This is a genomic window from Staphylococcus gallinarum, assembly GCF_029774255.1.
GTDB lineage: Bacteria > Bacillota > Bacilli > Staphylococcales > Staphylococcaceae > Staphylococcus > Staphylococcus gallinarum.
On sequence record NZ_CP069082.1, the window covers coordinates 2,491,426 to 2,512,503 of the forward strand.

Sequence of the window (21,078 nt, forward strand, 5' to 3'; positions counted from 1 at the left end):
AGAAGGGTTGAAGTTGTTTGATTGGTTTCAACTAGCAAATGAAAAAGAAAATAGAATGGTTCAAGTACGTCGCTATCTCCATCAGTACCCTGAATTATCTTTTGAGGAATATCACACGCATGATTTCATTATGAATCAATTAAGCCAATTATCTTGTGAAATTCAAACACCTGTAGGACGCAATGGCATTGTTGCTCGCTTTAAAGGAAATGGTGACGGTCCTACAATCGCTCTAAGAGCAGACTTTGATGCTTTGCCGATTGATGAATTAACGGATGTCGATTATAAGTCAAAGAATCCAGGTGCAATGCATGCATGTGGCCATGATGGTCATACAGCAATATTACTGGCTGTTGCTGAAATATTAGAGAGTCATTTAAATCAATTAAATGGTACAGTTGTCTTAATTTTTCAATATGGTGAAGAAATTATGCCGGGTGGATCTCAAGAGATGATTGATGATGGATGCTTGCAAGGTGTCGATAGAATTTATGGTAACCATCTTTGGAGTGGTTATCCTACAGGTACGATATATTCACGTCCAGGCGCTATGATGGCATCTCCTGATGAATTTAATATTACAATTCATGGTAGAGGCGGACATGGTGCCAAGCCACATGAAACAATTGATCCTGTAGTAATTATGGCTGAATTTATTATGAGTTCACAAAAAATAATCTCTCGTACAATTGACCCTGTAAAGCAAGCAGTACTTAGCTTTGGCATGATTCAAGCTGGCTCAGCCGATAATGTCATACCCGATTCAGCATACTGCAGAGGTACCGTTCGCACATTTGATACAGATATTCAAGATCACGTTATTAATAAAATGGACAAATTATTACAGGGATTAGCTGTTGCAAATGATATAGAATATTCATTAGATTATATTAAAGGATACTTACCTGTTCATAATAATGCAAATTGCTACGAAGTTGTTAAACAGGCCGCTAATGATATTAATTTAAGATACAATGAATCTGATTTAATGATGGTCGGAGAGGACTTTTCACACTATTTAAAAGTACGTCCAGGCGCTTTCTTTTTAACTGGATGTGGTAACCCAGAAAAGAACTCTGATTACCCTCATCATAGCCCATATTTTAATATTGATGAAAAGGCCATGAAATATGCAGTAAGTGAGTTTTTAAAAATTCTAGAATTAGAAAATATATTTAAACAACTATAAATCATCTTATGTAAAAAGCGCTATTAATAGCGCTTTTTTTATAACCCATTGTCTCTTTTGCTATTACATCTAATAATACTTATAGCATTTATTTTTTATAAAAAGCTATATATTATGCCACAAAAAAAGAGAGTCTCCCTAAGGAGACTCTCAAATCATTATAAATAATGATTATTCGTTAATTTCAGTAACAACGCCTGATCCTACAGTACGTCCACCTTCACGGATAGAGAAACGAGTACCGTCTTCGATAGCGATTGGAGAAATTAATTCAACGATCATTTCAACGTTATCGCCAGGCATAACCATTTCAGTACCTTCTGGTAAGTTAACAACACCAGTTACGTCAGTAGTACGGAAATAGAATTGTGGGCGGTAGTTAGTGAAGAATGGAGTATGACGTCCACCTTCGTCTTTAGATAAAACGTAAACTTCCGCTTTGAATTTTGTATGTGGTGTAATAGTACCAGGAGCAGCTAAAACTTGACCACGTTGAACATCTTCACGTGAAACACCACGTAATAATGCACCAATGTTGTCACCAGCTTCAGCGTAGTCTAATAACTTACGGAACATTTCTACACCAGTAACAGTTGTTTTGCTTGATTCTTCTTGCATACCGATGATTTCGATTTCTTCACCGACTTTGATTTGACCACGTTCAACACGGCCTGTAGCAACAGTACCACGACCAGTGATTGAGAATACGTCCTCAACTGGCATCATGAATGGTTTGTCAGAATCACGTTCTGGAGTTGGAATGTAAGTGTCAACAGCTTCCATTAGGTCTAAGATTTTTTGCTCATAGTCAGCGTCGCCTTCTAAAGCTTTTAATGCTGAACCAGAGATAACTGGTACATCGTCACCAGGGAAGTCGTATTCGCTTAATAAGTCACGAACTTCCATTTCAACTAATTCTAATAATTCTTCATCGTCAACCATGTCAACTTTGTTTAAGAATACAACTAATGCTGGAACACCAACGTTACGTGATAAAAGAATGTGTTCACGAGTTTGTGGCATTGGACCGTCAGCAGCAGATACTACTAAGATAGCTCCGTCCATTTGTGCAGCACCAGTGATCATGTTTTTAACATAGTCAGCGTGTCCTGGGCAGTCAACGTGAGCATAGTGACGTTTTTCAGTAGTGTACTCGATGTGTGCAGTATTGATTGTAATACCACGTTCTTTTTCTTCTGGAGCATTGTCAATCATGTCGTATGATTGTGCAATAGTGTCACCATTTTTTGCTAATACAGTTGCGATAGCAGCTGTTAAAGTTGTTTTACCATGGTCAACGTGACCGATAGTACCAATATTGGCATGTTCTTTTGAGCGATCAAATTTTTCTTTAGCCATTATAAAATCTCTCCTATTCTGTTAGAAAATTAATATTAAAATTTATCTCTCATGACAGTTTCTCACCATCATGAGAAGACAATTTATCTTTTAGGGATAAGTACTATCCATATAGTACCTTTATAATGCATTTTTCCCAAAAAATCAATTGATAAAACCATAGGGTACGAATTGCACCTTAATTAGTCAAAGTGACTATAAAAGACACTTATAAACTAATCAATTATTCAGCGTTGTTACCACTGTTTTTCTTGATGATTTCTTCAGCGATTGATTTAGGAACTTCTGCATAGTGATCGAAGTACATAGTGTAAGTACCGCGACCTTGAGTGTTTGAACGTAATGATGTTGCATAACCGAACATTTCTGAAAGTGGTACATAAGCATTAACAACTTGTGCATTACCACGAGGTTCCATACCATCAACACGTCCACGACGAGATGTTACGTCACCCATGATGTCACCCATGTATTCTTCAGGCATTTCGATTGTTACTTTCATCATTGGTTCTAAGATAACTGGATCACATTTTTTAGCAGCTTCTTTAAGTGCTAAAGATGCAGCGATTTTGAAGGCCATTTCAGATGAATCGACATCATGGTATGAACCGTCAAATAATTTCGCTTTAACGTCGATTAATGGGTAACCAGCTAATACACCGTTATCCATTGCATCAACAAGACCAGCTTCTACTGATGGAATGTATTCACGAGGAACTACACCACCAACGATAGCGTTTTCGAATTCAAATCCAGCACCAGTTTCGTTTGGTGAGAATTCAATCTTAACGTCACCGTATTGTCCACGTCCACCTGATTGACGAGCGAATTTACCTTGAACTTGAGCTGATGTTTTGAAAGTTTCACGATAAGAAACCATTGGTGCACCAACATTACATTCAACGTTAAATTCTTTCTTCATACGGTCAACAAGGATATCTAAGTGAAGTTCACCCATACCACCGATGATAACTTGTCCAGTTTCTTCGTTAGTAGAAGCATGGAAAGTTGGGTCTTCTTCTTGTAACTTAACTAAAGCTGTAGTCATTTTATCTTGGTCAGCTTTAGATTTAGGTTCTACTGATAAGTGAATAACTGGTTCTGGGAATTCCATTGATTCCAAGATGATGTCATTCTTCTCACCACATAGAGTATCACCTGTACCAGTGTCTTTAAGACCAACTGCTGCAGCGATATCTCCAGCGTATACAGTGTTAAGCTCTTCACGAGAGTTAGCGTGCATTTGTAGTAAACGACCTACACGTTCACGCTTACCTTTAGTAGAGTTCTTAACGTAAGAACCTGAAGTTAATGTACCAGAATAAACACGGAAGAAAGTTAATTTACCAACATAAGGGTCAGTCATAACTTTAAATGCTAAAGCAGCAAACTCAGCATTGTCATCAGCTTTTGCAATAACTTCTTCGTCTGGTGTGTCAGCACGGTGACCAACAATAGGCTTAACATCTAATGGAGATGGTAAGTAGTCAATTACTGCGTTAAGCATTAATTGAACACCTTTGTTTTTGAATGCTGTACCAACAAGTACTGGGTAGAATTCTACGTCAGTAGTTGCTTGACGGATTGCAGCTTTCAATTCGTCGTTACTGATTTCTTCATCACCAAGATATTTTTCCATTAATTCGTCGTTTGTTTCAGCAACAGCTTCGATTAATGTTGAACGAGCTTCTTCAGCTCTTTCTTGATGATCTGCAGGAATTTCAATTTCTTCAATTTCAGTTCCTAAGTCATTTGTATATTTGAAACATTTCATTTCAACTAAGTCAATGATTGCTTCAAATTCATCTTCTGCACCAATTGGTAATTGGATTGGTTGCGCGTTTGCTTGTAAACGGTCATGAATAGTACTTACTGAATATTCAAAGTTAGCACCTAATTTGTCCATTTTGTTTACAAATACAATACGAGGAACACCATATGTTGTAGCTTGACGCCAAACTGTTTCAGTTTGTGGTTCAACACCTGATTGAGCATCAAGTACTGTTACCGCACCGTCAAGTACACGTAATGAACGTTCAACTTCTACTGTGAAGTCTACGTGTCCTGGTGTATCGATAATGTTAACACGGTGGTCATTCCATTGAGCTGTTGTTGCAGCTGATGTAATTGTGATACCACGATCTTGCTCTTGTTCCATCCAGTCCATTTGTGAAGCACCTTCGTGAGTTTCACCAATTTTATGGATACGTCCAGTATAGTAAAGAATACGTTCAGTCGTAGTTGTTTTACCAGCGTCGATATGAGCCATGATACCAATATTACGAGTTTTTTCTAAACTAAAATCTCTAGCCATGTATTTTTCTCCTTCCAGTATTACTGCGAATAAATACTATAAATATGGCGATGCCCTAAGCACGCACCACTGATGGTAAACCATCCTTTTGGAACATACTCAGGGAGAAAGCTTCTATCCTACCAACGATAGTGAGCGAATGCTTTGTTTGCTTCAGCCATTTTGTGAGTGTCTTCACGTTTCTTAACTGCGCCACCTGTGTTGTTAGCTGCATCTAAGATTTCGTTAGCTAAACGCTCTTCCATAGTTTTTTCACCACGAAGACGTGCATAGTTTACTAACCAACGTAAACCTAAAGTAGTACGACGTTCTGGACGAACTTCTACTGGTACTTGATAGTTAGAACCACCAACACGACGAGCTTTAACTTCTAATACAGGCATGATGTTGTCGATAGCTTCTTCGAATACTTCAACAGCTTCACGACCACTACGTTCTTGAACTAGGTCGAAAGCAGAATAAAGAATTCTTTGAGCTGTTCCACGTTTACCATCTAACATGATTTTGTTGATCAATTTTGTAACTAATTTTGAGTTATGAATTGGATCTGGTAATACGTCTCTTTTTGGTACTGATCCTTTACGAGGCATAATGTAAGTCCTCCCTTCCTATTATAGTATATTTTCAAATTGTGTTGCGAAAATTTACGCAATCTTAAAATTAATTTTTAGGTTTTTTAGTTCCGTATAATGAACGTCCTTGTCTACGTCCATCAACACCTGAAGTATCAAGTGCACCACGAACGATGTGGTAACGTACACCAGGTAAGTCTTTTACTCGTCCACCACGTACAAGTACTACACTGTGTTCTTGTAAGTTATGTCCGATACCAGGGATATACGCATTGATTTCGATGTTGTTAGATAAACGAACACGAGCATATTTACGTAACGCTGAGTTAGGTTTTTTAGGTGTCATTGTACCTACACGAGTACAAACGCCACGTTTTTGTGGAGAATTTAAGTCAGTAAATTTCTTTTGTTTACTGTTAAAGTTTCTGTTTAATGCTGGTGAATCAGATTTCTTTGATTTACTTTGTCTTGGTTTGCGTACCAATTGATTAATAGTTGGCATTGAATGTTTCCTCCTCTCCTGTTTTATAATCCCACACATCCAGGTGGTTCATTTTAAGGGTAAATAAAATTTAGTAAGATAAATCTTACTAATCTCATTTCAGACATGCAACAATCGTTGCACTCACACTGATACCTACATATTCTCCTAAAGCACGTTTGCCTTCGAAAAATGAGACAGGTATTGATTTGTGATTGATTTGGCTTAACACGCGAGTCAATAAATGAACTTCTACGTCTTGAGCAATTATCAATGATGTAACTTGATCTTTATTCAAAGCTTTAAGCGTTTGTTTAAGACCAACAACATATTGTTGTTTGTTAAAGCGTGCAACTTTTTCATTAGACATTTAGATATCCTCCAAAGTTCTGCTTGCATCAACCTTTACAATAATAACATCTCCTATATGATTCAGTCAACGTTTTATCGCATAATTTATTAAAAAAATAAATAAAAAACAAGTGACCGAAATAAAGAATTCCGATCACCTTGTTTATATTAAATCAGTGAATTAAATTTCAGTAGTTTGAACTTCTTCCACTTCTTCTTGTGCTGGTACAGCTTTGTCATATTGAACATCTCTATAACGTCTCATACCAGTACCTGCTGGAATTAATTTACCGATGATAACATTCTCTTTAAGACCAAGTAAGTTATCACGTTTACCTTTAATTGCAGCATCTGTAAGTACACGAGTTGTTTCTTGGAATGAAGCTGCTGATAAGAAGCTTTCAGTTTCAAGAGACGCTTTAGTGATACCTAATAATACTGGTTTAGCTGTTGCAGGTCGTTTACGCTCTTTAAATGCGTCACGGTTAGCATCAGTAAAGTTGTGAATATCAACTAATGAACCTGGTAATAACTTAGTATCTCCAGCTTCGATGATACGTACTTTACGCAACATTTGTCTTACCATAACCTCAACGTGTTTATCATCAATTTCTACACCTTGCATACGGTAAACTTTTTGAACTTCTTTTAATAAGTAGCTCTCAGTTGCATTTAAACCTGATACTGATAAGTAGTTCTTAGGCTCGATAGAACCTTCTGTTAATACTTCACCGCGTTCAACGCTTTGACCGATTTCAACTTTCAATCTAGATGTACCTGATGCAAGATAAGATCTTGTTTCATTTGCACCTTTAATTACGATTTCTTGTTGACGGTCCTTAGCAAGTTTGATGTCATCCACAACACCTTCGATTTCCGTAATAATCGCTTGTCCTTTTGGATTACGCGCTTCGAAAATCTCTTGGATACGAGGAAGACCTTGTGTAATATCACTACCTGCTACCCCACCTGTATGGAATGTACGCATTGTAAGCTGTGTACCTGGCTCACCGATAGATTGGGCTGCAATTGTACCAACTGCTTCACCAACTTCAACTTTTTCACCAGTAGCAAGGTTTTTACCGTAACATTTTTCACATACACCGTGACGTGTGTTACAAGTAAATGCAGAACGGATATACATTTTTTCAAATCCAGCGTCTACGATTTGTTTTGCGATATCTGCAGTAATTAATTCGTCTGGACGGATAATAATCTCATCTGTTTCTGGGTGACGAACTGTTTCTTTAGAATAACGACCTTCTATACGCTCGATAAATGGTTCAATCATTTCTGTACCTTCTTTAATATCAGAAACAAGTAAACCTCTGTCCGTACCACAATCTTCTTCACGAACGATAACATCTTGTGCAACGTCAACAAGACGACGAGTAAGATAACCTGAATCGGCAGTCTTAAGTGCTGTATCGGCAAGTCCTTTACGCGCACCGTGTGTAGAGATAAAGTACTCTAATACTGTTAAACCTTCACGGAATGAAGATGTGATCGGTAACTCGATAATCTTACCTGATGGAGCGGCCATTAATCCACGCATACCGGCTAACTGTGTAAAGTTAGACGCGTTACCACGGGCACCAGAGTCACTCATCATAAAGATTGGGTTAGTCTTATCAAGTGATTGCATTAATTCACCTTGAATTTGATCTTTAGCATCTGTCCAAATTTCAACGACAGAATTATAACGTTCATATTCAGTGATTAAACCACGGTTGAATTGTTTTGTAACTCTTTCAACTAATTTTTCATGCTCATCTAAGATATCTTTCTTGTCTGGTAATACCACGATGTCTGATACACCAACTGTGATACCTGCTTTAGAAGAGAATTTGAAACCTAAGTCTTTCATTCTATCTAACATCATAGATGTGTCTGTAATGCTGAAACGGTTGAACACTTCTGCGATGATGTTACCTAAGAATTTTTTATTGAAAGGTTCAATTAATTCTTCATTTTCAAAGTAAGCTTTTAGTCCACCTTCACCTAATTCAGTTGCTGACACGAAATATTTATTAGGTGTTTCACCTTCTAAATTGGCTTGTGATGGTTCATTGATGTAAGCAAATGAATCCGGAATAATTTCATTGAAGATTACCTTACCAACAGAAGTTGTTAAGATTTTATTATTTTGCTCTTCAGTGAATGTTGGATTGTTAAATGATTTAGCGTGAACACCAATACGCGTGTGTAGGTGTACGTAACCATTAGCATAAGCTTTTAATACTTCATTTGTATCATTGTAGATTGTACCTGTATTCACAGCATCTTTACGTTCTAAAGTTAGGTAATAGTTACCTAATACCATATCTTGAGATGGTGTAACAACTGGTTTACCATCTTTAGGGTTCAAGATATTTTGTGCAGCAAGCATTAACATACGTGCTTCTGCTTGTGCTTCTTTAGATAAAGGTACGTGAACAGCCATTTGGTCACCATCAAAGTCGGCGTTATATGCTGTCGTTACAAGTGGATGTAAACGAATCGCACGGCCTTCTACTAATGTTGGTTCAAATGCTTGGATACCTAGTCTGTGAAGTGTAGGTGCACGGTTAAGTAGTACTGGGTGTTCTTTAATTACATCTTCTAAAACATCCCATACTTCGTCATCCATGCGCTCAATCTTGCTCTTAGCATTTTTAATGTTTGTAGCAATCTCACGTTGTACTAATTCTTTCATAATGAAAGGCTTGAACAATTCAAGTGCCATTTCTTTCGGTAGACCACATTGATACATTTTCAAGCTTGGTCCAACTGCGATAACTGAACGACCTGAATAGTCAACACGTTTACCTAATAAGTTCTGACGGAAACGACCTTGCTTACCTTTAAGCATATGAGAAAGTGATTTCAATGGACGGTTACCTGGTCCAGTAACTGGACGGCCACGACGACCATTATCGATTAACGCATCTACAGCTTCTTGTAACATACGTTTTTCGTTTTGTACGATGATACCAGGCGCACCTAAATCTAATAAACGTTTCAAACGGTTATTACGGTTAATAACACGACGGTATAAATCATTCAAATCACTTGTAGCAAAACGTCCACCATCTAATTGAACCATTGGTCTGATTTCAGGTGGGATAATTGGAAGTACGTCTAAGATCATCCACGCTGGGTTGTTACCAGAATGTCTAAATGATTCAACAACTTCCAAACGTTTAATAGCACGTGTAAGTCTTTGACCAGTAGCTGATTCTAACTCATCACGTAATAATTTTAATTCAGAATCTAAATCGATTTCTTCAAGTAGTTCTTTGATTCCTTCGGCACCCATCTTAGCAGTGAATTGTCCTGGGAATTTATCATAGTACTCTCTGAATTCAGCTTCAGATAGTAATGTCTTTTTCTCAAGACCAGTTGGTCCTGGATTAACAACAACATAAGATGCAAAGTAAATTACTTCTTCTAATGCTCTTGGTGACATGTCTAATAATAGACCCATACGACTTGGAATACCTTTGAAGTACCAAATGTGAGATACAGGAGCAGCAAGTTCAATGTGACCCATTCTTTCACGGCGCACTTTTGATTTTGTTACTTCTACACCACATCTGTCACAAACCATACCTTTATAGCGTACGCGTTTGTATTTACCACAACTACATTCCCAATCTTTTGTAGGTCCGAATATTCTTTCACAGAAAAGACCATCTTTTTCTGGTTTTAAAGTACGGTAATTTATTGTTTCTGGCTTTTTAACCTCACCAAAAGACCATGAACGGATTTTTTCAGGTGAAGCAAGTCCTATTTTCATATAATGGAAATTATTTACATCAATCAAGGAGCCTACCTCCTTCAATTTAGATTAGCTGTGCAAATTGATTGATTGCTCTATATTGATAAATGGCAAGACCACTATCGAGTGCCGAAGTGGCTACTCGATATGGAATATACCTTTATAAACTTAAATGCGATTAGTCAGTGATTTCTTTTTGTGATTCTGGAGCATCTTTTTGTTGAAGATCAACTTTACGCTCAACAACATCTTCATCTTCAGTGTCATGCATGTCAATTTCATTGTCATGCTCGTCCATAATCTTAACGTCTAATCCTAAACTTTGTAACTCTTTCATCAATACTCGGAATGATTCAGGAACACTTGGTTTAGAAATATTTTCACCTTTAACAATAGATTCGTATGTTTTAACACGACCTACTGTGTCATCTGATTTGTAAGTTAAGATTTCTTGAAGTGTATATGCAGCACCGTATGCTTCAAGTGCCCATACCTCCATCTCACCGAAACGTTGTCCACCGAATTGTGCTTTACCACCAAGTGGTTGTTGTGTAACAAGTGAGTATGGTCCAGTTGAACGTGCGTGTAATTTGTCGTCAACCATGTGTGCAAGTTTCAACATGTACATTACGCCGACAGAAATACGGTTATCAAATGGTTCACCTGTACGTCCATCATAAAGTACAGTCTTACCGTCACGTGCCATACCGGCCTCTTCAATTGTAGACCAAACATCTTCATCATTGGCACCATCGAATACAGGTGACGCAACATGAATACCTAAGTTTTTAGCAGCCATACCTAAGTGCAACTCTAATACTTGTCCGATATTCATACGTGATGGTACACCTAATGGGTTTAACATGATATCGATAGGTGTTCCGTCTGGTAAATAAGGCATGTCTTCTTCTGGAACAATCTTAGAAATAACACCTTTGTTACCGTGACGTCCACACATCTTATCACCAACGTGAATCTTACGTTTTTGAACGATATAAACACGTACTAATTGGTTTACACCAGGAGATAATGTGTCGTCTCCTTCTTCACGGTTAAAGACTTTAACATCTAGAACAATACCACCAGCACCATGAGGCACACGTAATGATGTATCACGTACTTCACGTGCTTTTTCACCGAAGATTGCATGTAACAAGCGTTCTTCTGCAGTTAATTCAGTTACACCTTTAGGCGTTACTTTACCTACTAGGATATCACCATCATTAACTTCAGCACCTACGTATACAATACCGCGGTCATCTAAGTTTTTAAGTGCACTTTCAGAAACGTTCGGAATATCACGAGTGATTTCTTCAGGTCCTAATTTTGTATCACGTGCTTCTGATTCATACTCTTCAATATGAATTGAAGTATAAACGTCATCCTTAACAAGACGTTCACTCATGATTACAGCATCCTCATAGTTATAACCGTCCCAAGTCATGAAACCTACAACTACGTTTCTACCAAGTGCCATCTCACCTAATTCCATTGAAGGACCATCAGCTAAGATTTCACCTTTAGTCACAACGTCACCTGAGCTAACAATAGGACGTTGGTTATAACATGTACCTGTGTTTGAACGTTTGAATTTAGCTAATGGATAGCGATCTAATTCGCCTTCGTATTCTTGGCCATCCTCTTCAATAAGTTGACGAACAAGAATTTCATTAGATTCAACATGCTCAACGCGACCTTTACGTTTAGCAACAACTGCAGCACCAGAGTCACGTGCAGCTACGTGTTCCATACCTGTACCAACAAATGGTGATTCAGGATTCATCAAAGGTACAGCTTGACGTTGCATGTTCGCACCCATCAATGCACGGTTAGAGTCATCGTTTTCTAAGAAAGGAATACATGCTGTCGCAGCAGATACAACCTGTTTAGGTGATACATCCATGTAGTCCATTTTTTCTTTTGCCATTACAGTGTTGTTACCACGGAAACGACAAACGACTTCATCTTCTACGAAACGACCATTTTCATCTAATACAGAGTTTGCTTGTGCTACTACATAGCTGTCTTCTTCATCAGCTGTTAAGTAGTCAATTTGATCTGTAATAGATTGTGTTTCAATATCAACTTTACGATATGGTGTTTCAATGAAACCAAATTCATTTACACGCGCATAACTTGATAATGAGTTGATAAGTCCGATGTTTGGACCCTCAGGTGTTTCGATTGGACACATACGACCATAGTGAGAATAGTGAACGTCACGTACTTCCATTTGAGCACGTTCACGAGTTAAACCACCAGGTCCTAATGCTGATAGACGACGTTTATGCGTCAACTCAGCTAATGGGTTTGCTTGGTCCATGAACTGTGATAATTGTGAACTACCAAAGAATTCTTTGATAGATGCAATTACAGGGCGAATGTTGATTAATTGTTGTGGTGTGATTGAATCTGTGTCTTGAATAGACATTCTTTCACGTACTACACGTTCCATTCTTGATAAACCGATACGGAATTGGTTTTGTAATAATTCCCCTACTGAACGTAGACGACGGTTTCCTAAATGGTCGATATCATCAGTGAAGCCAATACCACTTAGTAAGTTAAAGAAGTATGACATAGATGCAATAATATCAGCAGGTGTAATACATTTCACTTCTGAATCTGGGAACGCGTTACCAATCACTGTCGTTGTACGACCTTCTTCATCATTAGGTACGTAAACTTTGATTGATTGAATTTCTACAGGCTCATCAATGATGCTTCCTTCTAATTCAAACACTTCGCTGTTTGCATTTGATTCCAATACATCCATGATTTCGTCTAAATTACGACGATCAAGTACTGTACCTTCTTCAGCAACAATTTCACCAGTTTCTGCATTAACAATTGGTTCAGCTAATTTTTGATTGAATAAGCGATGCTTTAAGTGAAGTTTCTTATTCGCTTTGTAACGACCCACACTAGCTAAATCATAGCGTTTTGGATCGAAGAAACGTGAATATAATAAACTTTTAGCATTTTCTACTGTTGGTGGTTCACCAGGACGTAGACGCTCATAAATTTCAAGCAATGCTTGATCAGTATTTTCAGTTCCATCTTTTTCTAATGTATTACGCAAGTATTCACTTTCACCAAACAAATCAACAATTTCTTGATCCGTTGAGAAACCTAAAGCTCTTAATAATACTGTTAATGGTAACTTTCTAGTTCTGTCAATACGTACATAAACAATATCTTTGGCATCAGTTTCATATTCTAACCATGCACCACGGTTAGGAATAATTGTTGCGTCAAAGTTTGTGTTGCCGTTTTTGTCTAGCTTTTCATTGAAGTAAACGGATGGTGAACGAACTAATTGTGATACGATTACACGTTCAGCACCGTTGATTACGAATGTACCTGTATCTGTCATTAATGGGAAATCGCCCATAAACACTTCTTGCTCTTTTACTTCGCCAGTTTCTTTAATGATTAGACGTACTTTAACACGAAGAGGTGCTGCATACGTTGTATCACGGTTTTTAGATTCTTCTAAATCATATTTTGGTTCACCAAGTCTATAATCTACAAATTCTAATGATAGATTTCCTGTGAAATCTTCAATTGGAGAAATGTCTCTAAACATTTCTAATAAACCTTCTTCTAAGAACCAATCGTAAGACTTAGTTTGAATCTCAATTAAATTTGGTAATTCTAATACCTCTGAAATTCTCGCATAGTTTCTACGTTTACGATGTCTTCCATATTGGACAAATTGACCTGCCAAACAGATTCACCCCTCAAAAATTGTGTGTTTACTTTTAGAAAAATAGCAAATATAATAAGACAAAAAGAAAACGGTAGCACTCCTGATGACACCATTTTCTATTTCATATTATATACAATGTTATTTTGAACGTAAAAGTACACACTTATTGAACATAAATTTTTACATTCTATAACTATATCAGAAGCAGACATTTTAATCAACCTTTTACACTTCTTAAAATGTAATAACCTTTACTTTTTTCTACTACTTCAACATTATCGAATGTTTCTTGCATTTTCTTTTTTGCTGATGGCATACCTTGCTTTTTTTGTATAACTACATAAAGCTCGCCATCTTGTTTCAATTTACTATAAGCGTCATTTAAAATACCATGGACCACTGATTTCCCAGCTCTTATCGGCGGATTCGTTAAGATAAAGTCAAATGCTTGATCTTCAACTTGGGATAACCCATCACTTTCTGCTATCTCCACATTATCAATATGATTTTTCTGTTGATTTCTTTTCGCTAATGCTAGCGCGCGTCGATTAACATCTACCATCGTAATTTCATGATGCGGGGATACCTTTGCAATCATTAAACCAATTGGGCCATAACCGCAACCAACATCTAATATATGTTTTGTAGGTCCTGGGGGATGTGCATTTAAAAAAGTGCTTACCAATAAGTCAGATCCAAAGTCGATTTTCCCTTTTGAAAAAACACCTGCATCTGTAATTAGCTCAATGTCATGGTTGTTGTAGGAGTATGTAAAAAGTGATTCATCACTTTCTACTTCAGGATTTTCATCATAATAATGACTCATGACTACACCTCATTTAATCTTTTATTCTTAGATTAATACTATACCCATTTCGCTGAGTATAAAAGTCATTACTGAATTATCCTCAAATCATAGATATAGACAAAATAAGACAAAACCCCGTTATTACAATAACGGGGTTTTCATTTCTCAAAGATTTCAAGTTTCAACGTAACTTAAATCTCGTCACTTTAGTTAGTGATAAACTAAGCAACATTATAAACTTGCAATATATAATTATTAACTGTTAGCCAGCAAGAATTATTTTAATTCTACTGTAGCGCCAACTTCTTCTAAAGCTTCTTTAAGTTTTTCAGCTTCTTCTTTAGCTAAACCTTCTTTAACAACTTTAGGAGCTCCGTCAACTAATTCTTTAGCGTCTTTTAATCCTAAGCCAGTTGCTTCTTTAACAGCTTTAACAACTTTGATTTTAGATGAACCAGCAGAAGTTAATTCTACGTCGAATTCTGTTTTCTCTGCTGCTGCGTCTGCGCCGCCTGCTGCACCTGCTGCTGCTACTGGAGCTGCTGCAGTTACACCAAATTCTTCTTCGATTGCTTTAACTAAGTCGTTTAATTCTAAAACTGACATTTCTTTAATTGCTTCAATGATTTGTTCTTGATTAGCCATTTTAATATTCCTCCGTTTTTTTAATTATTATGCGCAATTATTCAGCGCTTTCTTCGTTTTCTTTGTTTTCTCCAACAGCTTTAACTGCATATGCGAAGTTGCGGACTGGAGCTTGTAATACAGATAATAGCATAGAAACAAGTCCTTCGTGTGATGGTAATGTACCAACTGTGTTAACTTCTTCAGCTGAAATAACTGCACCTTCCATAACACCAACTTTAATTTCTAAAGCTTCATGTTCTTTTGCGAATTTAGCAAGTACTTTAGCTGGAGCAACTACATCTTCAGTTGAAGTAGCAACCGCTGTAGGACCTACTAAGTGCTCATCTAAACCTTCGATACCAGCTTGTACAGCTGCACGACGAACCATAGTGTTTTTCAATACTTTGTATTCAACACCAGCTTCACGTAATTGTGAACGTAATTCAGTTACTTCAGCAACGCTAAGACCACGATAGTCAACGATTACTGTTGATACTGAATTTTTAAGTTGTTCAGCAATTGTATCAACTTGTTGTTTTTTTGATTCGATGATAGCAGACATTTAGACACCTCCATAAATTTTATTTGGTGCTTTTAATCTTGAGTCGACTAAGATGTATTATCTCGTCTATCCCTCAATAAAAAAAGCACTTTCTACCCATGGCAAAAAGTGCTTGAAAGTTCTAAAATAATCACGTTCAAGTCAATTTTAGCCTCGGTAGGATCGTGTTTTAAGTTATTACTAACTCCTACTGTCTTAGGTAAAATAATACATACATCAATATAAACCTTATATTGTGTTATGTCAATATTAAATTTCAAGACTACTGCAAAATTGCCTTAGTCTTGAAATTTATTTTTATAGCATGAGGTGGATATTAGAAAGTTGAAGCGTCAACTTTAACTCCAGGTCCCATTGTTGTAGTAACTGTGATTGATTTGAAGTAAGTACCTTTAGCAGAAGATGGTTTAGCTTTAGCTAATACATCTTGTAAAGTCTTCAAGTTTTCAACAAGTTTGTCAGTATCAAATGATGTTTTACCAATTGATGCATGAACAATACCTGATTTTTCAGCGCGGTATTCAACTTTACCAGCTTTGATTTCTTCAACAGCTTTTTTAACGTCCATTGTAACTGTTCCAGTTTTAGGGTTTGGCATTAAACCTTTAGGTCCTAATACACGACCTAATTTACCAACTTCACCCATCATATCTGGTGTAGCTACTACTACGTCAAAGTCGAACCAACCTTGTTGGATTTTTTCTACATATTCACCTTCGCCAACGAAGTCTGCACCAGCAGCTTCAGCTTCAGATGCTTTATCACCTTTTGCGAATACTAATACACTTTGTGACTTACCAGTACCATTTGGTAATACTACTGCGCCACGGATTTGTTGATCATTTTTACGAGTATCGATACCTAAACGGAATGCAACTTCAACAGATGCATCAAAGTTAGCGATACTTGTTTCTTTAGCTAGTTCAACAGCTTCTTCAACAGAATATTGTTTTTGGCGGTCGATTTTGCTAGCTACTTCTTGATATCTTTTGCTTTTTTTAGCCATTTCATGTTCCTCCTTTAGTGGTTTTAGCGGAATTTCCTCCCACGTTTACTTGCTTTTGCAAGTTAAGAGCAGATAACAGTGAGGTTTAAAAGTGTTATTTTATCGTAGGAATTGCTTCCATAATAAATGACATTTCACCTCATATTACGACAATATTGAACGCTGTCATCATGTTTGTCATTATCTGTCATCTGCTTCTATACGTCTATCTATAAATCATTACTTTAATTATTGAACTGTGATACCCATGCTGCGTGCAGTACCTTCGATAATACGCATAGCTGCTTCTTCGTCAGCAGCATTTAAATCTTGCATTTTTGAGTTAGCAATTTCACGTACTTGATCTTTAGTTACTGTAGCAACTTTGTTTTTGTTTGGTTCGCCAGAACCTTTTTCAATACCAGCTGCTTTTTTAAGTAATACTGGAGCTGGTGGTGTTTTAGTTACGAATGTAAATGAACGATCTTCATATACACTGATTTCAACTGGGATGATTAAACCTGCATCCTCTTGCGTACGTGCGTTGAATTCCTTACAGAATCCCATAATGTTCACACCTGCTTGACCTAATGCCGGACCAACTGGTGGTGCTGGATTTGCTTTACCTGCAGGAATTTGTAATTTAACTACTTTTTCTACTTTTTTAGCCACGATGTGCACCTCCTTGATATCGTGATGTGGTCACAGGACTAAGTTTTGCCCTCCCACTCTTCTACATTTCGTGACGAAATGAACGCTCTAAAAGCGCGACCACAGTATTATAACATCAAACTATATATTAAATCAATAGTTAATTTTTAGAACACCTTAGACATTTTATGGCTTAGGTGTTCTTATGCAAGAGTTTACTCTTGTTTTCCTTTTTCTACCTTAGCTATTTTATAGCTTTTCTATTTGATCAAATTCAACTTCTACTGGTGTTTCTCTACCGAACATGTCTACAAGTACTGTTAATTTATACTTTTCAACTTCAATTTCTTGAACTTCACCGACTTGGTTCGCAAATGGTCCTGATTTAATTCTCACTTGTTCACCTAAATCAATTTGTACATCAACAGTTTTTTCTTTCATGCCCATTTGTTTTAAGATGAAACGCGCTTCCTCTGGTAACAGTGGGTTTGGCTTAGAACCAGCACCTGCCGAACCAACAAAGCCAGTAACACCTGGCGTATTTCTAACGATATACCATGATTCATCAGTCATAACAAGTTCGACTAATACATAACCAGGGAATGTTTTTTTAGTAAGTGTTTTTGCTTTACCTTCTTTTACTTGTGTTTCTTCTTCTTCCGGTATCACAACTCTGAATATTTGCTCTGTCATATTCATAGATTCAACACGTTTTTCTAAATTTTGCTTAACTTTATTTTCATACCCAGAATAAGTATGCACAGCATACCAACGCTTTGCGCCAACTTCTTCAGACATGTCGTCACTCCTATCTATTTGATTAACTCTATAATTTTACCAATTCCTAAGTCTAAGGCATAGAAGAACACTAAGAAAAATACTACTGTAGCTACAACAATGACTGTGTACTTAAACAATTCTTCTTTGGTTGGCCAACTTGTCTTTTCCATTTCTGACTTAACGCCTTGGAAGAAATTTTCTTTTTTAGCCATTTATAAGACCTCCGTGTGATTTCTTTATTCCTTATTTGCTTATTTCCTTACTACAAAACCAAGCAAACATAACACCTTATCTTAGTCGGTATTTATTCACTCGATTAACTTTCATCACATTGCTAACTTTACTTTGATTCCTTATGCAAGGTATGTGCATTACACCTTGGACAATACTTTTTCAATTCCAATCTAGATGTAAGATTACTCTGCTTTGGAACATTATAATTTCTGTTTCCACAAACTTCACAACTTAGTGGTACTTTTTTCATTTTACTCACCCAACTCATTATAATACCAATCTACTATACATAACATACAAGTCAATTGTCAATTGTCATCACAATAGGTCAAGCACATACTCATTGCCTATTTTCACCTTTAAAATATATACATATTTACAAATTCAAACTTGTAAATATGGCTTGAGTTTCATTTTACAACGTTGAATTGCATTGTAAACTACTTTAACTTCAATATTTAAAATGTGAGCAATTTCTTTAGGCTTATAGTCTCGAAATGCAAGTTGCATAATTTTTCGTTCTAGCGTTGTACAATCAGCTAAACGTTTGTGTAGCATGCATATACTATCTTTAGTTATTAAATCCAACTCTAGTTTAGAACTTGCTGCGGGCGTACCATACTTTACGATGTGTTCTCGAACAAGAGATTCTTGTCGTTTCAATCGTTTCACTTTGTCTCGGATATAGTCACATTTAGCATGCTTTATAATACGATTAATATAGTGCTCTAGTGGTATATTACGTTCAAAATCAAAACAATTCAGGGCAAGGAATACTTTCAAAAGTATTTCCTGGCATATATCTTCACGATCGTTTGGATGAATAGAAAAATGATTTACTCTTTGAATAATATGCGTTCTCGTTTGTTCCAAAATACAATTCACCGAATGGATAGTTAAATTAACATTTTCGTATTGTACACACTTATTAACATTGGTGTTCTCTTGCATTCATGTATCCTTTCTTAACTTAAATGATTAAGCATAGGATACAGCGGACAAATAATAAAAAGCAACTTGCCATATTATTCTTTATTATTATTGCCTCGTCTTAGTTTTTCAAATTCTTCTAATATTTCATTTGAAAGTTCAATTCGAGTTCGTGGCTTTTGCTCATTGAACCCTTCAAGTTCCTTCGAGACAGTGATTTCGTTTTCCTTTAAATCTCGCCACATTTCTCTTGAAGAAATTCGGTATGCACCAGTACCAAATATAGCGTGTTGTTCGCTCATATCACTGGTTACAACAGTGATATGACGTGTGTGTTTATCATATAAATCATACACATATCGCTCAATATAACTATCTGCGGTTTCCTTTTCCTTCGTAAAAATCACTTTAACCCCATGATACATATATTCAGAATGTGCACCTGCTTGTTCATAAGCATCAAAGACACATACTACTTCGTCAGCAATCACCGCATTATAATTAGCAATTGCAGTTAACAACTGTTCTCGCGCTTCTTCTAAATTTTCTTTCGATAATCGGCTAAGTTCTTGAGACTGCCCAATCATATTGTAACCATCGACAATCAAGTAGCGATCCTTCATGTCTGATCTCCAATCTGATTTCGCTTACGATATACCTCATACATCATTAAGCTAGCGGCTACTGAGGCATTCAAACTATTGACGTGACCTACCATTGGAATTTTAATATAAAAATCGCATTTATCTTTTACAAGTCGACTCATTCCTTGTCCTTCACTACCAATCACAATAGCTAAAGGCATTGCCGCATCCATCTCTCTATAATCTGTAGCATTCTCCGCTTCTGTACCAACGACCCAATAACCATTTTCCTTCAATGTTTCAATCGTCTGCGCTAAATTTGTCACCCTCATGACCGGGACATGTTGAATGGCACCTGTTGACGCCTTTGCTACCGTTTGAGTTAACGCTACCGAACGCCTTTTAGGTATAATCACACCGTCGACACCTGAGGCATCAGCCGTTCTTAAAATAGACCCTAAGTTGTGCGGATCTTCTAAACCATCCAATATTAATACTGTAGATAATGTTTCTTTGTTCTTTTGTTCTGATAAAAATGCATCAAAATCAGCATACTCGTATGGTGCAATATAAGCTGCTACACCTTGGTGAGGTGCATCAGATAAGTTGTCAATTTTAGACTTCGGTACACTTTGGACAATAATTTTCTTATTATTCGCTTGTTTTAAAATCTCATTTATTTGTCCTTTTTTAATCGTATCTTGTATTAATATTTTATTAATTGTATGACCAGATACGATTGCTTCCTTTACCGCATGGCGTCCTACTATTACGATATCTTCCACAGTATCACTTCCTTTCATCTACACATTGAACAATATATTGCAACAATGCTTGTAATCTATCGTGTTCCTTTTCCAAATACAAATAACCAATGACCGCTTCTAGACCTGAACTTTTTCTATATGTTTGAATATCTGTATTTTTAGCCTTGGTATAACTTTTAGCATTTCTACCTCTGCGCACAACATCAAGCTCTACGTCAGTAAACCAGTCAGCTTCAGTCAGTTGTTCTAATGTTTGCGCCTGACTTTTAGCAGAAACATAACGTTTTGCTTCTTGGTGTAAACGATTGGGTTTAGCTTTAAGTTTCAATACAATATACTCTCTTACATGCTGATCTAACACTGCGTCACCCATATATGCTAATGTAAGTGGATTTAATAATTTATTATCCAT

General features: G+C 36.7%; 20 protein-coding genes and 1 other annotated feature. Of the genes, 1 reads left to right on the top strand and 19 read right to left on the bottom strand.

The annotated features are described in order from the left end of the window. Positions 1-13 precede the first annotated feature (13 nt). Positions 14-1,189 (top strand): M20 family metallopeptidase, encoded by a 1,176-nt coding sequence (locus tag JN168_RS11925; protein WP_042737972.1) that lies wholly within the window; start codon positions 14-16, stop codon positions 1,187-1,189. Positions 1,190-1,360: 171 nt separating this feature from the next. On the opposite strand, the gene tuf is transcribed toward JN168_RS11925, so the two are convergent. The 19 genes from tuf to JN168_RS12020 form a co-directional block, all read right to left on the bottom strand. Then, on the bottom strand, positions 1,361-2,548 hold the full coding sequence (tuf, locus tag JN168_RS11930) for an elongation factor Tu (protein ID WP_042737971.1): 1,188 nt from the start codon (positions 2,546-2,548) through the stop codon (positions 1,361-1,363). A 223-nt stretch (positions 2,549-2,771) separates the two neighbouring features. After that, the gene (gene fusA, locus JN168_RS11935; protein WP_042737970.1) at positions 2,772-4,862 is read right to left on the bottom strand and encodes an elongation factor G; all 2,091 of its coding nucleotides are present in this window, start codon (positions 4,860-4,862) and stop codon (positions 2,772-2,774) included. A gap of 119 nt (positions 4,863-4,981) precedes the next feature. After that, complete coding sequence (gene rpsG / locus JN168_RS11940; RefSeq protein ID WP_042737969.1) at positions 4,982-5,452, bottom strand: 30S ribosomal protein S7; 471 nt, start codon at positions 5,450-5,452, stop codon at positions 4,982-4,984. A gap of 70 nt (positions 5,453-5,522) precedes the next feature. Continuing rightward, positions 5,523-5,936 carry a 30S ribosomal protein S12 gene (gene rpsL / locus JN168_RS11945; protein ID WP_042737968.1) on the bottom strand — a complete coding sequence of 138 codons (414 nt, stop codon included), beginning with the start codon at positions 5,934-5,936 and terminating at the stop codon, positions 5,523-5,525. A gap of 94 nt (positions 5,937-6,030) precedes the next feature. Beyond that, positions 6,031-6,285: a ribosomal L7Ae/L30e/S12e/Gadd45 family protein gene (locus JN168_RS11950; protein ID WP_042737967.1), complete on the bottom strand. Its 255-nt coding sequence runs from the start codon at positions 6,283-6,285 to the stop codon at positions 6,031-6,033. Between the two features lie 162 nt (positions 6,286-6,447). Continuing rightward, positions 6,448-10,044: a DNA-directed RNA polymerase subunit beta' gene (gene rpoC / locus JN168_RS11955; protein WP_229367372.1), complete on the bottom strand. Its 3,597-nt coding sequence runs from the start codon at positions 10,042-10,044 to the stop codon at positions 6,448-6,450. A 160-nt stretch (positions 10,045-10,204) separates the two neighbouring features. Beyond that, positions 10,205-13,756, bottom strand: a complete 3,552-nt coding sequence (rpoB, locus tag JN168_RS11960) for a DNA-directed RNA polymerase subunit beta (RefSeq protein WP_279525929.1) — start codon at positions 13,754-13,756, stop codon at positions 10,205-10,207. A gap of 199 nt (positions 13,757-13,955) precedes the next feature. Continuing rightward, a complete protein-coding gene (locus tag JN168_RS11965) occupies positions 13,956-14,564 on the bottom strand; it encodes a class I SAM-dependent methyltransferase (protein ID WP_042737964.1) in 609 nt (202 codons plus the stop codon). 258 nt (positions 14,565-14,822) lie between these two features. Further along, complete coding sequence (gene rplL, locus JN168_RS11970; RefSeq protein WP_042737963.1) at positions 14,823-15,191, bottom strand: 50S ribosomal protein L7/L12; 369 nt, start codon at positions 15,189-15,191, stop codon at positions 14,823-14,825. A 37-nt stretch (positions 15,192-15,228) separates the two neighbouring features. Beyond that, positions 15,229-15,735 carry a 50S ribosomal protein L10 gene (rplJ, locus tag JN168_RS11975; RefSeq protein ID WP_042737962.1) on the bottom strand — a complete coding sequence of 169 codons (507 nt, stop codon included), beginning with the start codon at positions 15,733-15,735 and terminating at the stop codon, positions 15,229-15,231. 70 nt (positions 15,736-15,805) lie between these two features. Next, positions 15,806-15,953 (bottom strand) — a sequence feature (ribosomal protein L10 leader region). Between the two features lie 98 nt (positions 15,954-16,051). Next, complete coding sequence (gene rplA / locus JN168_RS11980; protein WP_042737961.1) at positions 16,052-16,741, bottom strand: 50S ribosomal protein L1; 690 nt, start codon at positions 16,739-16,741, stop codon at positions 16,052-16,054. Between the two features lie 228 nt (positions 16,742-16,969). Then, complete coding sequence (gene rplK, locus JN168_RS11985; protein ID WP_042737960.1) at positions 16,970-17,392, bottom strand: 50S ribosomal protein L11; 423 nt, start codon at positions 17,390-17,392, stop codon at positions 16,970-16,972. Positions 17,393-17,620: 228 nt separating this feature from the next. Then, the gene (nusG, locus tag JN168_RS11990; RefSeq protein WP_042737959.1) at positions 17,621-18,169 is read right to left on the bottom strand and encodes a transcription termination/antitermination protein NusG; all 549 of its coding nucleotides are present in this window, start codon (positions 18,167-18,169) and stop codon (positions 17,621-17,623) included. A gap of 14 nt (positions 18,170-18,183) precedes the next feature. Continuing rightward, positions 18,184-18,363 (bottom strand): preprotein translocase subunit SecE, encoded by a 180-nt coding sequence (secE, locus tag JN168_RS11995; protein ID WP_042737958.1) that lies wholly within the window; start codon positions 18,361-18,363, stop codon positions 18,184-18,186. A 128-nt stretch (positions 18,364-18,491) separates the two neighbouring features. After that, the gene (rpmG, locus tag JN168_RS12000; RefSeq protein WP_082039164.1) at positions 18,492-18,635 is read right to left on the bottom strand and encodes a 50S ribosomal protein L33; all 144 of its coding nucleotides are present in this window, start codon (positions 18,633-18,635) and stop codon (positions 18,492-18,494) included. Between the two features lie 134 nt (positions 18,636-18,769). Continuing rightward, on the bottom strand, positions 18,770-19,258 hold the full coding sequence (locus JN168_RS12005) for a sigma-70 family RNA polymerase sigma factor (protein WP_232139112.1): 489 nt from the start codon (positions 19,256-19,258) through the stop codon (positions 18,770-18,772). Between the two features lie 152 nt (positions 19,259-19,410). After that, complete coding sequence (locus JN168_RS12010) at positions 19,411-19,938, bottom strand: NYN domain-containing protein (RefSeq protein WP_107526762.1); 528 nt, start codon at positions 19,936-19,938, stop codon at positions 19,411-19,413. Next, a complete protein-coding gene (gene rlmB / locus JN168_RS12015) occupies positions 19,935-20,684 on the bottom strand; it encodes a 23S rRNA (guanosine(2251)-2'-O)-methyltransferase RlmB (protein WP_042737956.1) in 750 nt (249 codons plus the stop codon). The genes JN168_RS12010 and rlmB overlap by 4 nt, the downstream gene beginning before the upstream one ends. A 4-nt stretch (positions 20,685-20,688) precedes the next feature. Further along, complete coding sequence (locus JN168_RS12020; RefSeq protein ID WP_042737955.1) at positions 20,689-21,078, bottom strand: Mini-ribonuclease 3; 390 nt, start codon at positions 21,076-21,078, stop codon at positions 20,689-20,691.

What these genes read in the sequence shown, in the direction of transcription:
- tuf (WP_042737971.1), bottom strand. Translation starts at nt 2,548, where the DNA reads ATGGCTAAAGAAAAATTTGATCGCTCAAAAGAACATGCCAATATTGGT.
- rplJ (WP_042737962.1), bottom strand. Translation starts at nt 15,735, where the DNA reads ATGTCTGCTATCATCGAATCAAAAAAACAACAAGTTGATACAATTGCT.
- rpmG (WP_082039164.1), bottom strand. Translation starts at nt 18,635, where the DNA reads ATGAAAAAAGTACCACTAAGTTGTGAAGTTTGTGGAAACAGAAATTAT.
- rpoC (WP_229367372.1), bottom strand. Translation starts at nt 10,044, where the DNA reads ATGAAAATAGGACTTGCTTCACCTGAAAAAATCCGTTCATGGTCTTTT.
- rpsL (WP_042737968.1), bottom strand. Translation starts at nt 5,936, where the DNA reads ATGCCAACTATTAATCAATTGGTACGCAAACCAAGACAAAGTAAATCA.
- JN168_RS12020 (WP_042737955.1), bottom strand. Translation starts at nt 21,078, where the DNA reads ATGGATAATAAATTATTAAATCCACTTACATTAGCATATATGGGTGAC.
- secE (WP_042737958.1), bottom strand. Translation starts at nt 18,363, where the DNA reads ATGGCTAAAAAAGAAAATTTCTTCCAAGGCGTTAAGTCAGAAATGGAA.
- rplA (WP_042737961.1), bottom strand. Translation starts at nt 16,741, where the DNA reads ATGGCTAAAAAAAGCAAAAGATATCAAGAAGTAGCTAGCAAAATCGAC.
- JN168_RS12010 (WP_107526762.1), bottom strand. Translation starts at nt 19,938, where the DNA reads ATGAAGGATCGCTACTTGATTGTCGATGGTTACAATATGATTGGGCAG.
- rplL (WP_042737963.1), bottom strand. Translation starts at nt 15,191, where the DNA reads ATGGCTAATCAAGAACAAATCATTGAAGCAATTAAAGAAATGTCAGTT.
- JN168_RS11950 (WP_042737967.1), bottom strand. Translation starts at nt 6,285, where the DNA reads ATGTCTAATGAAAAAGTTGCACGCTTTAACAAACAACAATATGTTGTT.
- JN168_RS11965 (WP_042737964.1), bottom strand. Translation starts at nt 14,564, where the DNA reads ATGAGTCATTATTATGATGAAAATCCTGAAGTAGAAAGTGATGAATCA.
- nusG (WP_042737959.1), bottom strand. Translation starts at nt 18,169, where the DNA reads ATGTCTGAAGAAGTTGGCGCAAAGCGTTGGTATGCTGTGCATACTTAT.
- rpsG (WP_042737969.1), bottom strand. Translation starts at nt 5,452, where the DNA reads ATGCCTCGTAAAGGATCAGTACCAAAAAGAGACGTATTACCAGATCCA.
- fusA (WP_042737970.1), bottom strand. Translation starts at nt 4,862, where the DNA reads ATGGCTAGAGATTTTAGTTTAGAAAAAACTCGTAATATTGGTATCATG.